This window comes from Telluria aromaticivorans, assembly GCF_013003915.1.
Taxonomy (GTDB): Bacteria; Pseudomonadota; Gammaproteobacteria; order Burkholderiales; family Burkholderiaceae_D; genus Telluria; species Telluria aromaticivorans.
Genome location: NZ_JABAIV010000002.1, coordinates 78479 through 92584, shown reverse-complemented (window position 1 = coordinate 92584; position 14106 = coordinate 78479). Strand labels below are relative to the sequence as shown.

Genomic DNA, 14106 nt, shown 5'->3' with positions numbered 1-14106 from the left:
CTTAATATTTTTTTGCTTCCTCCGCGTCCATCTTCTCCGCGACGAAATAATCGCGGATCGTCCGAATCAACAGCCCTGTCTGCTCTTTGGACTCAACGAACTCATTACAGCAGAGGAAGCTGCGAAAATAATCCGTGAAGCCCGCATCGGATTTCCCTTTTTGATAAAAGAAATATAATTTCCATCTGCGGTATGCCAGTTAGCGACATTGATGCGCGTTGCCTCATGCAAGTTGTCCACATCTAAAGAAAAATTCTGGCTCAACGTCAAAGTCTTTTGATCAATACCAACCCCCCCCGCGCATTCTGAGCAACACGACTATGAAATAGATCTTGGCATGCTCTTCGTAGCTTAATAAATGATGCGTGGCCGCCAGTGGCGAAGGCCTGCTTGTCCCATCTCGCGCACGAGCATGGTACTTGCCTGACTAAGTACTCACCCTTGAATAAATGTGTTTTTGGCTGCCATAAGCGGCGCGTTGCTGCGTTGCCTCTCAAGCTGCGCAAATTTATCGATTTCGGAACCACGAGATTGAGAATAAATAGATAGAACTAACATGCTGATTCCCTATTTTCAGAGCACGCTGAAAGTAGATGTCAGGCGGCAAGAGCAAGTTTCGGCTGGGGTGAAATTGCCGAGGGCCATGTTGAGCCGGTCATGAATGCAGGTCCGCAGAGCTCGGCCGGGATTTGTTCGCAAAACAGGCGCGTCAAGGGCAAGTACAAACGCGGCGGCGCGCCTTCGCTGATGGCGCTCTCATCTGCAGCGCGAATTCGACGTGCAGGACCCAATCCAGTCTTGGTGAAAGCTATCTGGTACATCAGCACATGAGGGCTGGTCCTGTATGTGGACCCGGTCGCTTCAGGCGCAAGGCAGCAAAGCCAGGTAGGCATGCAGTTGCGCCACTACCGCGGCGCCTTCGCCGATGGCGGCGCCCACCCGCTTGACCGACCCGGCACGTACGTCACCGATCGCAAACACGCCCGGCACATTGGTTTCGTGCTGGGCGGGGGCGCGCACGGCGGAAGGGGCGCCGGCCGCATCCACGGGAAGCGAGCCGCCGGTCAGGACGAAGCCACGCTCAAGCGCGACGCCACAGCCGTGAAGCCATTCGGTGGCCGGTTCCGCGCCGATGAACAGGAACAAATGCCGGACCGGCTCGTCAGTTTCCCCATCTGCCATTTTCCAGCGCACGCGCTCCAGTTCCTCGTCCCCCGACAGGGCGACAACCCTCGCGCCAACGACCACCTCGATGGCCGGCGACGCAGCAATGCGATCAACGAGGTATTGCGACATCGTTTCCACCAGCGGACGGCGGACCAGGATACGCACGCGCCGGGCGTGGCCAGCCAGGTAGACGGCAGCCTGTCCGGCCGAGTTGCCGCCGCCTACAAGCAACACCTCCTGGCCCTGCACCTGCCGCGCTTCGAGCGGCGTGGCCCAGAACGCGATGCCACGGCCTTCGAAGCGTTCCTGTCCTGGCAGGTCCAGGCGCCGGTAGCGCGCACCTGTGGCGAGCACCACGGTCCGTGCCTCGAGCGTTCCGAACGCACCGTACTCGCCGAGCTCGAGGCGCAGCAGGCCGGCGTGGGCGGAACTGCAGTCGAGGCGGGACACGGTCATTGGGATGGCGATCTCGGCGCCGAACTTCTGGGCTTGCACGAATGCCCGGCCCGACAGCGCCTGGCCGCTGATGCCGGTCGGGAAACCGAGCAGGTTCTCGATCCGCGCGGACGAGCCCGCCTGGCCGCCAAAGGCCCGGGCGTCCAGCACCACCACCGACAAGCCTTCCGAGGCCGCGTACACCGCAGCCGCGAGTCCAGCCGGGCCCGCGCCTACAACGGCAAGGTCGAAGCGGCGCCCGACCACGCGTGCGGGGTCGACCATGCCGATGCAGCGTGCCAGCTCCGATTCGCGTGGGTTCTTGAGCACCTGGCCAGTCGGGCACAGCACGAGAGGCAGGTCGGCGGGCCCGGCCGCATGCGCTTGGACCAGTGCCTGGGCAGCTTCAGCGCCCGGATCGACGACCTGGTGGGGATGGCCGTTGCGCGTCAGGAATCCGGCCAGGCGGACCGTGTCGGACGCACCGGTGACCCCAACCACCACGGTGCTGCTGCCCTGTTCGATCAGGATGACACGGCGCAGGATCAGCGCGCGCATGATCTTCTCGCCGAGTTCGGCCTCCGCCACGACCAAGGCGCGCAACTGTTCTGGCGGGATGAGCAGGGCGTCGACCGCGCCGGCAGCGTGACCGTCGACGAACGCCGGACCTCCCGATAACTGACCGACTTCTGCAAGGAACTCGCCAGGACCCTGATCAACCACCGGGACAGTGCCGCCCAAGCCGTCTCGCCGGCTCACCCTGACGATGCCCGACAACACCACAAACATGCCTGGCCCCGCTGCGCCGGCGGCGAACAGGCAGTCGCCGTCGTTCCAGCTGTGGACGGCGCCGAACCTGCGCAACTTGGCGATCTCGCCCGCGTCCAGCTTGGGAAAGGCCTGGGCGCGGCGCGTCACGATCACCGAAGTGGCGTCCTCGCTCATCATGGCACTCCGGCCGGCTGGACAGGCGCCGTCGTCGGCGCAGCCGCTGCCGGGACGGGCGCCTCCCAGTCCCCGCCCAACGCCTTGTAGACAGCAACCAACGTTGTTGCCGCCCCGGTCTGGGACTGCGCCAGGCGGTCGCGCGCCGCCAGCAGCTCGCGTTCGGCATCGAGCACGGTGAGGAAGTCCGTGGAGCCGGCCGAAAAACGCTCGCGCGCGATCAGGGCCGCTTGCTCGGATGCGCGGGCCGCATCGAACAGCAGCTCGGCCTGGCGCTGGCTGCGCGTGTAGGCAGCCAGTGCGCCTTCGGTTTCCTCGAGTGCGGCCAGGACCGTCCGCTCGTAGGCGACGATCGCCAGTTCATTGCGGGCATCGGCGGCGGCGATGCGCGCGCGAATGCGCCCGAAGTCGAGCAGGTTCCAGGTCAGCTGCGCGCCCAGGTTGTAGACATACGAGGCGCCGTCGCCCAAGGCGCTCAGGCGCGACGCGTTCTGGCCCAGGGTACCGCCGAGGATTACGCGCGGGAACAACGCGCTGCGCGCCACGCCGGCCTGGGCGGCGGCGGCGGCGGCCCGGGCCTCGGCCGCCAGGATGTCCGGACGGCGCCGCAGCAGCGAGGCCGGAGAGCCGATCCCGGACAGGGCGATCGCCTGCAGCGCGGGCAGCGGCTGTTCGGGCGCCAGCTCGGCGTCGAACGCGGACGGCGGCCGACCGCACAGTACGGCGATGCGGTGCCGGGTGCGGATGAGGGCCGCTTCCAGCGCCGGCACGTTGGCCGCGGTCGACTGCACCAGTGCGCGTGCGCGCTCGGTGTCGAGCGCGGTGCCGCGCCCGGCGTCGAGCCGCGCCTCCACCAGGCGCAGCGCCTGCTGCTGGGTGTCGAGCGAGGCCGTCGCCACGCGCAGCTGCTGTTGCAGGCCGCGCAGTTCGAAGTAGTTGCGCGCCACTTCGGCCACCACGCTCACCCGTGCCGCGCGCACGCCCTCGGCACCGGCGCGTACGCCGGCCTGCGCGGCGCGGCGGGCATCGCCCAGGCCGCCAAACAGGTCGGCTTCCCACAGCAGGTCCAGGCCGGCCGCGTAGTTGCTGCGGGTTGAGGACACGCCCAGGTCGTCCTGGGCGCGCACCCGCGCCGCGCCCAGCGCCAAACCGGCGCTCGGCAGCAGGTTGGCGTCGGCGCCGCGGCTGATGGCGCGCGCTTCGCGCAGGCTAGCCGCGGCGCTGCGCACATCGGTGTTGGCGGCGAGAGCGCGCCGCACCAGGTCGTCGAGCAGCGGATCTTGAAAGCCGCTCCAGAATGCGCCTACCGGTTCCGTGGCCTGCGCATCCTGCGGCGCGTGCACGAAACGCTCCTGCGCGGGCGGGGAAAACATGGGCAACATGGGCGCATGCGAGCAGGCAGTCAGCGCCAGCGCCCCGAGCGCCAGGGCGCTGGCGCGACCGATGCTGGGAGAAGCGTTCATGTCTGCTCCTTGCCTTGCGCGGCATCGTCAACGCCGGGATGGAAGGGGTGGGCGCAGGCGTCGACCTCGCGCCGCACGGCAGCGGCGTGTTCGCGGTGCTTCTCGGTGCCCTTGCGCAGCAGCGAGTAAAACACCGGTGTCAGGAAGATGCCGAACAGGGTGACGCCGACCATGCCCGAGAATACCGCGATGCCCATCGCGCGGCGCATCTCGCTGCCTGCGCCGCTGCCGAGGATTAGCGGCATCACCCCGGCGCAGAATGCGATCGAGGTCATCAGGATCGGACGCAGGCGCAGGTGGCAGGCTTCGATGATGGCGTCGCGTATCGCCATGCCGCGCTCCTCAAGCTCCTTGGCGAATTCCACGATCAGGATGGCGTTCTTGCAGGCCAGGCCGACCAGCACTACCAGCGCCACCTGGGTAAAGAGGTTCAGGTCGCCGGTCTGCGAGAAGGGCGGCAGGCTCGAGATCCAGACGCCGAACAGGGCTGACAGGATGCACATCGGGACGATCATGATGATGGCCAGCGGGAGTGACCAGCTTTCGTACTGCGCCGTCAGCACCAGAACCACCAGCACCACCGACAGCAGCAGCACTGCGGCCAGGGTCGGCACTTCGGTGCCCAGCACCGGCAGCGTCACCGAGCGGGTCAGCCGGTCCTGGTAGGTCAGGTCGGTCCACTCGTAGGACATGCCGCGTGGCAGTCCGCGCACCAGCCGCTCGATTTCGGCTTCCGCCTCCCCGCTCGAGAAGCCGGGTTTGGGCGCGCCGTTGATATCGGCCGAGGGGAAACCGTTGTAGCGTGTCACCCGGGTCGGGCCGAAGGTCGGCGTCACCTGCATCACCGAGCCCAGCGGCACCATCTGTCCGGCGGCGTTGCGGGTCTCGAGGCGGGCGATGCTGTCGGCCTGCGAGCGGAACGGCGAGTCGGCCTGCACCACCACTTGGTAGGTCTTGCCGAAGCGGGTGAAGTCGTTCACGTAGAGCGAGCCGAGGTTGATCTGCAGGGTGTCGTAGATGGCCTGCAGCGGCACGCCCATCTGCTTGGCCTTGGTGCGGTCGACATCGGCGAACAGCTGGGGAACGTTGATGTCGTAAGTGGAATACGGCGTGCCGATGGTCGACTTCGGATTGCCGTAGATCGGCCCCAGCAGGCCCCATGCGGCGCCGTACAGCGCCTGCTCGCCCTGGCCGCCCCGGTCCTGGATCTGCAGCTTGAAGCCGCCGGCACTGCCCAGGCCATCGACCGCGGGAGGCGGAACGACGAACATGCGCGCCCCCTGGATCGCCTGGATCTCGCCGTTGACGCGCGCCAGGATGGCGTCCTTGGACAGGGAAGAGGCGGTGCGCTTCTCGAACGGTGCGAGTCCGAAGAACACGATCCCTTCGTTAGGCGCGGCGGAAAAGCCGGCGATCGACAGGCCGGGGAAGGCGATCGAATCGACGATGCCGGGCACCTTGCGGGCGATGTCGCTCATGTCGCGGATGACCTTCTCGGTACGCGCCAGCGACGAGCCCGCAGGGAGCTGGGCAATACCGATAAGGTACTGCTTGTCCGGCGCCGGCACGAAGCCGGTGGGGGTGCGGGCGAACAGCAGGACGGTTGCGGCCAGCAGCAGGCCGTAGACCGCCATGGCAAGGGATTTGCGGGCGAGCAGCCCGGTCACGCCACGGCTGTACTGCCCGCTGCGGCGCTGGAAGAAGCAGTTAAACCAATGGAAAAAGCGGCCGAACAGCCGGTCCATCACCACCATCACCCGGTCTTTCGGCGCGTCGTGGGGGCGAAGCAGAAGGGCCGCCAGCGCCGGCGACAGGGTCAGCGAGTTGAACGCCGAGATGACGGTCGAGATCGCGATGGTGGCCGCGAACTGCTTGTAGAACTGTCCCGACAGGCCAGGCACGAACGTCAGCGGCACGAACACGGCGCACAGGACCAGCGCGATGGCCACGATCGGCCCGCTCACCTCGCGCATCGCCTGCACGGTCGCCTCGTGGGGTGTCAGGCCGTCCTGGATGTTACGCTCGACGTTCTCCACGACGACGATGGCATCGTCGACCACGATGCCGATGGCCAGCACTAGCCCGAACAGGGTCAAGGTGTTGATCGAGTAGCCGAGCACCAGCAACATGCCGAAAGTACCGACGATCGAGACCGGCACCGCCAGCAGCGGGATCACCGAGGCGCGCCAGGTCTGCAGGAAGATGATGACCACCAGCACCACCAGCAGCACCGCCTCGATCAGGGTGGTGACCACTTTTTCGATCGAGGTCTGGACGAAGCGCGTGGGGTCGTACACGATGTCGTAGGACACCCCTTTGGGGAAGCTGGCCTTGGCCTTTTCCATGGTGGCGCGCACGTCCTGCGACAGCTGCAGCGCGTTCGAGCCGGGCGACTGGAAGATCGCGATGGCCGCCGCCTCCTTGTTGTTGAGCAGGCTGCGCAGCGAATACGAGTTGGCGCTCATCTCGACCCGGCCGACGTCGCGCACGCGCACCACGGCGCCGGTGGCGGGATCGCTGCGTACGATGACCTCGGCGAAGTCTTCTTCGCGCGCCAGCCGGCCCTGGGCATTGACCTGCAGCTGGAAATCGGTGTTGTCGGGTGCCGGTGGGGAACCCACCACTCCAGCCGCCACTTGCGCATTCTGTTCGCGAATGGCGCCGATCACGTCCGCCGCGGTCATGCCGCGCGCCGCCAGTGCCGGGGGATTCAACCATATCCGCATGGCGTAGTCGCCAGCGCCGAACAGGAGCACCGAGCCCATGCCTGGAATGCGCAACAGGTCATCGCGCACGTTCAAGTTGGCGTAATTGCGGAGATAGAGCGCGTCGCGGCTGTTGTCTGGACTAACCATGTGCACCACCATAGTCAGGTTGGGAGCCTGTTTCTCGGTCGTCACGCCAATTTGGCGCACGATGTCAGGCAAGCGGGGCAGGGCGCGATTGATGCGGTTCTGCACGGCCGTCTCTGCGTCTTCCGGCACGGTGCCAACGCGGAAGGTGACGGTCAAGGTCATGCTGCCGTCGGCGGTGGCCTGGCTTTCGAAATAAAGCATGTTCTGCAGGCCATTGATCTGTTCTTCCAGCGGCGCCGCGACCGTCTCCGAAATCACCCGTGGATTGGCACCCGGGAACTGGGCCCGTACCACGACCTGTGGCGGCGCCACTTCGGGGTATTCGGAAATGGGCAGCTGGAAGATCGCGATCAGCCCGAACAGGAAGATGAACAGCGACAGGACCGTCGCGAAGCGCGGACGATCGATGAAGAAGCGCGAGATATCCATGTGCGCTCCTAGTTCTTGGGGAGGGTAGGGATGCCCGGCGGTGCCGGGATCGGCCGGCCCTGGGCATCGACTTTGAGCACCTGGGGCGTGACCGGCGCGCCGGGAAAGGCGCGCAGCAGGCCGTCGACGATAACCAGTTCATTGGGATTGACACCGGTTACGGCGCGCATTCCGTCGAACAGGGCGCCGGTCCTGACTTCGCGCTGTTCGACGACGTTGTTCTTGCCGACCACCAGCACCACCTTTCGCGTCTGGTCGGTGCTAATCGCACGGTCCAGCACCAGGGATGCAGAGTAGCTGCCGCTACCTACTAGCTTAATGCGGGCGAACAATCCTGGCGTGAACAGGCCGTCGCGGTTGTCGAATACGGCGCGGCCGCGGATGGACGCGGTGGCCGGGTTAAGCCGGTTGTCGACGAAGTCCATCCGCCCCGTGTGCGGGTAGCCTTCCTCGTTGGCCAGGCCCAGCCGCACCTCGTTCGGGGTTTCACGCGAGGATGGACGGCTGCCCTCGCGGGCCGCGCGCATGTATTTCAGGTAGATCGCTTCACTGGCGTCGAAGTAAGCGTAGACCTTATCGCTCGATACTACCGTGGTCAGTACCGGGTCGCCCAACCCGACCAGGTTTCCTTCAGTGATGTTGGCGCGCGAGGTGCGGCCGGCGATGGGCGCGGTGATGCGCGAGAATTCCAGGTTAAGCCGAGCCTGCGTGACGGCCGCCCCGGCCGCTTTCACGTTCGACTCCGCCGTCTTCAGCGCCGAACGCAGCTGGTCGATCTCCTGGGCGCTGACGCCCCGGATTGCCACCAGCTTATCCGCGCGCGCGAGCTCGCTCTTGTTCAGTTCGACCTGGGTCCGCGCCGCTGCGCGCTGGGCGTCGGCGCGCGCCACCTCAGCGGCGAATGGACGTGGATCGATCGTGAAGAGCAAGTCACCTTGCTTGACCGGCTGCCCTTCGCGAAAGTGCACCCTGGTCAGCATGCCGGCTACCCGCGAACGCACCTCGACGGTGCCAGGCGCCTCGAGGCGCGCTGTAAATTCATCGAATTCCTGCACTGTGCGACGGACCACCGGCGCGACCGATACCGCCGGAGGCGTATCGGCTCCCTCGGTGGTCGCGTCGCTGCGAGCGCATCCGCCGATGAAGGGGAGCCACCCGGCGAGTAGGATAAACATCAAGCAATATGCATTTCTGCGTACCAACAGAATATTCATTGCGAGCTCCTGACACTGCTTTACAAGAACGAAAGCTGAGCACCAGCCGCACGAGCGGCTGACGCGGATGCGGAATAAACGTTGCGGTACGAGAATGCTGCGGCTCATCGCTGACTCCCGGCGATACGATTCACAGTCTGAACTAAATTTGAATACTTTTCATCAAAAATATGCGCTGTGAATATTTTCACTTTTGGGAAAGATCGCAGTGAATCGCGATAAAAGGAACGAATGGGTGCCAGTGCAGCAAAAGGTGCGAGGACAAGACCATGCGCTGTACTGGATCTACTGCGAGCGCATGGTCGGCGCCGGCGAGGATGCCGAGCCGCGCTGGTATTTGCATGGCTTGTTCGGGTAGCGAGTGCAGCTGGCCAGCCTGCGGTAGCAGTTGCGCAAGAGCGGCGGATGCAGGACAAACTCTGCTCAAACGCTATCGGCCTGACACCTCCAGCGCAAGCTTATCAATCCGCTCGAAGCGCCTTCCAATGCCCGACCTTAAAGCAGCGTGATCCCGAACCGTTTCACCACGAGTGCAAATGCTCCAAAACAAGCCATCGTGATCAGTGCGCAAGAGCCCAAGGTCCACCAGAACCCGAAACGCTGAAGCAGCCACGGGAATGCCAGGAACATTGGAAGGGTCGGCACCACATACCAGAACGTGTACCAGGCGTGATTCGCGAGCTTGGCCTCTGGCTGGTTTTCGATATGCAGCCACACCAGGGTAAGTAATGTGATCATCGGCAGGGCCGCGACGAACCCGCCGAAGCGATCACTGCGTTTTGCGGCCTCCGACACCAGTACGACGACCGCCGCAGTAATCAAATATTTCGTGACGAGCCACTTCATTATCTATCCTTAAGCTTCATGTATGCGCAAAGTCTACCCAGTTCGCTCTCCGGTGACCGCCGCAACCGCCACCGGAGTGGCTATTACTTGATGGAGAAGCGGACGCTGACTGCCTTCTTGTCCGCAAACGTGATCGCAGCGACTGCCTTGCTGCCCGGGGCCAGCTTGGCGCCGCCCTTGACGACCAGGGTGTTATTGCCACCCGCCTCGAGCGGCAGCTCGGTCTTTTTCGCACCCTTCAATACCGTCAAGGTGCCGGTTGCGCCTGCGGTTGAAAGGTCCTTGCCATGGTCGTCGACATAAATCGTCGTGCCGCCGTCCTTGGTGACCAGTTCGAACGCCAGGTCGCCCGCGCTCTGTACGATGCCGCCATGCTTGGGCTTGGCACCGTGCGCAAGGACGTTGCTTGAGAAGACAATACTGGCCGCGAGGGCCGCTGCTACGAAAATCTTTTTCATTACATGCTCCAGAAAACTGTGGCGGCTGAAAATGGGCGCCGCCACTTGGCCCGTGATGAATCAATATGCGTCGCCGCCTTTTTCAGCCAGCAGCCTCTCCAGCGGGCGGCGTCCTACCTTCCAGAAAATAAGCGGCGTGAGCAGCGAATCGAGCAAGGTGGAACTGATCAGGCCGCCGAAGATCACGACCGCGACCGGGTGCAGGATCTCCTTGCCCGGCGCGTCCGCGGCCAGCAGCAGCGGCGTCAATGCGAAGGCCGCGACGAGTGCCGTCATCAGGACCGGGGTCAGGCGCTCGATCGAACCGCGCACGATCATCGGCCAGCCGAATGTCTCGCCCTCGAACTTGCAGAGGTTGATGTAATGGCTCACCTTGAGAATGCCGTTGCGGGTTGCGATGCCGGCCAGAGTGATGAAGCCGACCATCGAGGCGACCGACAGCGACACGCCGGCAATCCACATGGCGACCACGCTGCCCACCAGGGCGAAGGGAATATTGCCCATGATGACGAGTGCCAGCGTCGACGAGCGATAGCGCGAATAGAGCACAAGGAAAATCAGCAGGAGGGAAGCCAGCGACAGGCCGGCGATCAGCTGCTGCGCCTGCTCCTGCGCCTGGAACTGTCCTTCGACACTGACGAAGTAGCCACCCGGAAGCTGGCTGGCGGCGACCGTCTTGCGCACGTCTTCGATAATGCGTGACATATTGGAGCCGTCCGTATTTGCGTACACAACAATCCGGCGGCGCCCGTTCTCCCGGCCGATCTGGTTCGGGCCATCGCCTTCTTCGACGGTGGCGACACTCGAGAGCGGAATCTGTCCTGCAGGACTGGCGAGCATCACCCGCGCCAGGTCCTGCGGCGAACGGTCGACGTCGGCCAGGCGCACGACCAGGTCGAAGCGGCGCGCGCCGTCGATGACCTGGGTGACGCGCGTGCCTTCGGCCAGGGCCTGCAGCGCCTGCAGCACATCGCCGGCCGCCAGGCCATACTGCGCGGCCTTGCGGTAGTCGATCCGCACCTTAATCTGCGGGATCAATACCTGCCGCTCCACCGACAGGTCGACCAGGCCCGGCACCGCGCGCAGGCGCCCCTGCAGGCCGTCTGCGAGACCGCGCAGGGTGTCGATGTCGTCGCCGTAGATTTTCAGTGCGATCTGCGCGCGCACGCCGGAGAGCAGGTGGTCGAGCCGGTGGGAGATCGGCTGTCCGATTGCGACCGAGGCTGGAATCACGGACAGCTGGTTGCGGATGCTTGCCATGATCTCTTCGCGCGAGCGCCTTGAAGCCTTGAGGTCGACGTCGATCTCGGACGAGTGGACGCCTTCGGCATGCTCGTCCAGTTCGGCGCGGCCGGTACGGCGCCCGACCCGGGTCACTTCCGGCACCTGGGCGATCAGGGTCTCGGCCAGCGATCCCATGCGGTTCGCCTCCGCCAGCGACGTGCCGGGCGTGAAGGTCATGCCCATCACCAGCGAGCCTTCGTTAAAGGCTGGCAGGAAAGCGCGCGGGAAGAACGGCACGGAGGCCGCTGCCGCGACCACGATAATCAGGGCGGTCGCCAGCAGCAGGCGTACACGCGAGAACGACCAGTTCAGCGCGGCCGTATCCCATTGCTTCATGCGCCGTACGATGGGGCTGTCGCCGCGGTGGAGGCGCTTCATTTTCGGCAACAGGTAGTAGGCCAGGACCGGGGTCACGGTCATCGACACCAGCATCGAGGCCAGGATCGAGGCGATGTAGGCGATGCCCAGCGGCGCGAACAGGCGGCCCTCGATGCCGGGCAAAGCGAACAACGGCACGAACACGAGCACAACGATGACGGTGGCGTACACGATGCCCGAGCGCACCTCGACCGATGCATGCCAGATGGTTTCCAGCACCGATTGGCCATCTTCTTTACGCTGCTTGAGCCTGCGCACAATGTTCTCGACGTCCACCACCGCATCGTCGACGAGTTCGCCGATGGCGATAGCCAGGCCGCCGAGCGTCATCACGTTGATCGACTGGCCGAGCAGGTGGAAGGCAAGTGCCGTCACTGCCAGCGACAGGGGAATGGCGATCAGCGAGATCAGGGTCGTGCGCACGCTGAGCAGGAAGGCGAACAGGACGATCGCGACCAGGATCGCACCGTCGCGCAGGGCCTCGACGACGTTGCCGATGGAAGCGTCGATGAAATTGGCCTGCCGGAACAGGACGACCGGCGGCGAGATGCCAGGCGGGAGGCCCTGTTTCAGCTCCGCCAGTGCGGTCTCGATGTCACGTGTCAGGCGCACGGTGTTGCCGGCAGGCTGCTTTTGCACGCTCACGATGACAGCCGGCTTGCCGTCCAGGCCAGCATCGCCGCGCTTGAAGGCCGGGGCGTAGGTCACGCCGGCGACCTGTTCAAGCAGGACAGGGGTACCGTTGCGGTAGGTAATCGCCAGGCCCTTGACGTCGTCCAGTCGATTGGTGCGGCCCAGGTTCCGGATCAGGTATTCGCGGTTGTTCAGGTCGACGAAACCGCCACTGGTGTTGGCCGCGAAGCCGCGCAGCGCCGTTGTCACCTGTTCCAACGACACATTAAATTGCGCCATCCGCGCCGTATCCGGCTCGACGCGCAGTTGGCGAACCTCGCCACCGATCGGAATGACCTGCGACACTCCCGGGATCGAGAGCAAACGCGGCCGTAATACGAAGTCGGCATACTCGCGCGCCTTCATCGGGTCGGTTTTGGCGACATCGATCGGCAGTGCGATCAGCATGATCTCGCCCATGATCGAGGACACCGGTCCCATTACCGGCGATATGTTCCCGGGCAGCTGTTCCTTGACCAGCGTGATCCGCTCGGAGACCAGCTGCCGGTTGCGGTAGATGTCGGTTCCCCAGTCGAACTCGGCATACACGATGGACAAACCGACGCCCGACACCGAGCGCACGCGCGTGACGCCCGGCATGCCGTTGAGCGAAGTCTCGATCGGGAACGATACCAGCTGCTCGACCTCTTCCGGGGCCATGCCGCCGGCTTCGGCCAGCACCGTGACCACCGGCTTGTTCAGGTCAGGGAAGACATCTACCGGCGTGCGCAATGCGCTCAATGCGCCGTAGACCATCAGCATCAGTGCTGCCGCCAGGACAAAGAGGCGGTTGCGCAGGCTGAAGCGAACTATCGAATTAAACATGGATGGTCACCTGATCAGCTTATCTAATTTGGTTAATCAGGGAAGTCCCGATGACCACCACCCTGTTGTCAGGGCTGAGCCCCTTGGTGACGATGACGGTACGCGCGTCCAGGGCAGTTGCCTCCACCGGCAGGGCAATGAAGCGCTGGGTGCCGGACTTGATCCAGACCACCGTTTCATTGGCGGGGTTACGGGCCAGTGCCGCGGCCGGCAGGGCGATGCCCTTGACCTTCGTATCGAGCCTGGCCAGGACCGTCACCGGTTGGCCCACTGCCAGGTCGAGCGCAGTTCCTCGCGCACGGAAATTGATCGGTACGGCGCCGTCACGCAGGCTGCGTCCGCCACCGATGAGCGTCAGCCCGGCATCCGGCACATCGACGAGGCTTGCCGCGCTGATCTTGCGCGCGATCCCCACATCAGATGACAAGGCCTCGATGACCATGCGCTGCGGATCGACGATCTCGAACAGCACGTCGCGCGACTCGACGATCTGGCCGTTCAGCACCGACGCGCTGGCGATGATGCCGCTGGCCGGGGCAAGGATCGCCTCGACGCCGCTGATCGAACCGGCGACCGCCCGCTCCTGGCCGATGGTGGCGGCCAGTTCAGCCTGGGCGGCTTCGATTTCCTTGGCAGGCACCACGCCTTCGAGCGATTTGAGGCGTTCCACCCGCTTCGCCAGCAGCCCCCGATTGGCACGCAGCCCTGCCAATTGTGCCGCCTGATTACCTCGCTCGATGGCGCCGCCGGTGGGACGAAGGCGTGCCAGCACCTGGCCTTTCACAACACGCTGGCCGGCAACGGGCAGGCCGTTCGGCCCCGGCGCAATCTGGCCGGAGAACGGCGCCTGCACCCGCCCGCCCGCGTTCGGGTCGATGCTCACGCGGCCGTTCAATGCCACGGTGCGGGCATATTCTCCTTCCTTCACCATCAGCGTGCGCACGCCCATGCGGCGCTGCGCCAACTTGGGAACGTTGACGCTGCCATCGGGCAGGCGCGCCAGGCCACCGGCGGTGGCGGTGGCCTGGCCGTCCAGGTGCTCGCCGTTTGGCCCGTGCGCTCCGGGTGAGGCGAACAGGGAGGTCGCAAGCATACCGGTGACAAGGCCGGCAACGATTCGTTGGGTCATTTTCAT

Annotated in this window: 9 protein-coding genes; 1 reads left to right on the top strand and 8 read right to left on the bottom strand. The window is 64.8% G+C overall.

Translation table 11 applies throughout. From position 1 onward, the window contains the following. Positions 1-861 precede the first annotated feature (861 nt). The 4 genes from HGB41_RS05870 to HGB41_RS05855 are packed head-to-tail and all read right to left on the bottom strand — an operon-like array spanning position 862 to position 8469. On the bottom strand, positions 862-2547 hold the full coding sequence (locus tag HGB41_RS05870; protein WP_171083415.1) for an FAD-dependent oxidoreductase: 1686 nt from the start codon (positions 2545-2547) through the stop codon (positions 862-864). Next, positions 2547-4010: an efflux transporter outer membrane subunit gene (locus HGB41_RS05865; protein WP_171082193.1), complete on the bottom strand. Its 1464-nt coding sequence runs from the start codon at positions 4008-4010 to the stop codon at positions 2547-2549. Before HGB41_RS05865 ends, HGB41_RS05870 begins: the two co-directional genes overlap by 1 nt. Further along, positions 4007-7294, bottom strand: coding sequence for an efflux RND transporter permease subunit (locus HGB41_RS05860; protein ID WP_171082191.1), 3288 nt, complete (start codon positions 7292-7294; stop codon positions 4007-4009). Before HGB41_RS05860 ends, HGB41_RS05865 begins: the two co-directional genes overlap by 4 nt. An 8-nt stretch (positions 7295-7302) precedes the next feature. Continuing rightward, positions 7303-8469: an efflux RND transporter periplasmic adaptor subunit gene (locus HGB41_RS05855; protein ID WP_171082189.1), complete on the bottom strand. Its 1167-nt coding sequence runs from the start codon at positions 8467-8469 to the stop codon at positions 7303-7305. Positions 8470-8743: 274 nt separating this feature from the next. On the opposite strand from HGB41_RS05855, the gene HGB41_RS23710 reads away from it, so the two are divergent. Beyond that, on the top strand, positions 8744-8866 hold the full coding sequence (locus tag HGB41_RS23710; protein WP_267874171.1) for a hypothetical protein: 123 nt from the start codon (positions 8744-8746) through the stop codon (positions 8864-8866). 137 nt (positions 8867-9003) lie between these two features. Here the strand turns inward: HGB41_RS23710 and HGB41_RS05850 are convergent, their stop codons facing one another. The 4 genes from HGB41_RS05850 to HGB41_RS05835 form a co-directional block, all read right to left on the bottom strand. Continuing rightward, positions 9004-9354, bottom strand: coding sequence for a DUF3147 family protein (locus HGB41_RS05850; protein WP_171082187.1), 351 nt, complete (start codon positions 9352-9354; stop codon positions 9004-9006). 83 nt (positions 9355-9437) lie between these two features. Then, positions 9438-9812: a hypothetical protein gene (locus HGB41_RS05845; RefSeq protein WP_171082185.1), complete on the bottom strand. Its 375-nt coding sequence runs from the start codon at positions 9810-9812 to the stop codon at positions 9438-9440. Between the two features lie 60 nt (positions 9813-9872). Then, complete coding sequence (locus HGB41_RS05840) at positions 9873-12971, bottom strand: efflux RND transporter permease subunit (protein ID WP_171082183.1); 3099 nt, start codon at positions 12969-12971, stop codon at positions 9873-9875. Between the two features lie 19 nt (positions 12972-12990). Further along, positions 12991-14106 carry an efflux RND transporter periplasmic adaptor subunit gene (locus HGB41_RS05835; protein WP_171082181.1) on the bottom strand — a complete coding sequence of 372 codons (1116 nt, stop codon included), beginning with the start codon at positions 14104-14106 and terminating at the stop codon, positions 12991-12993.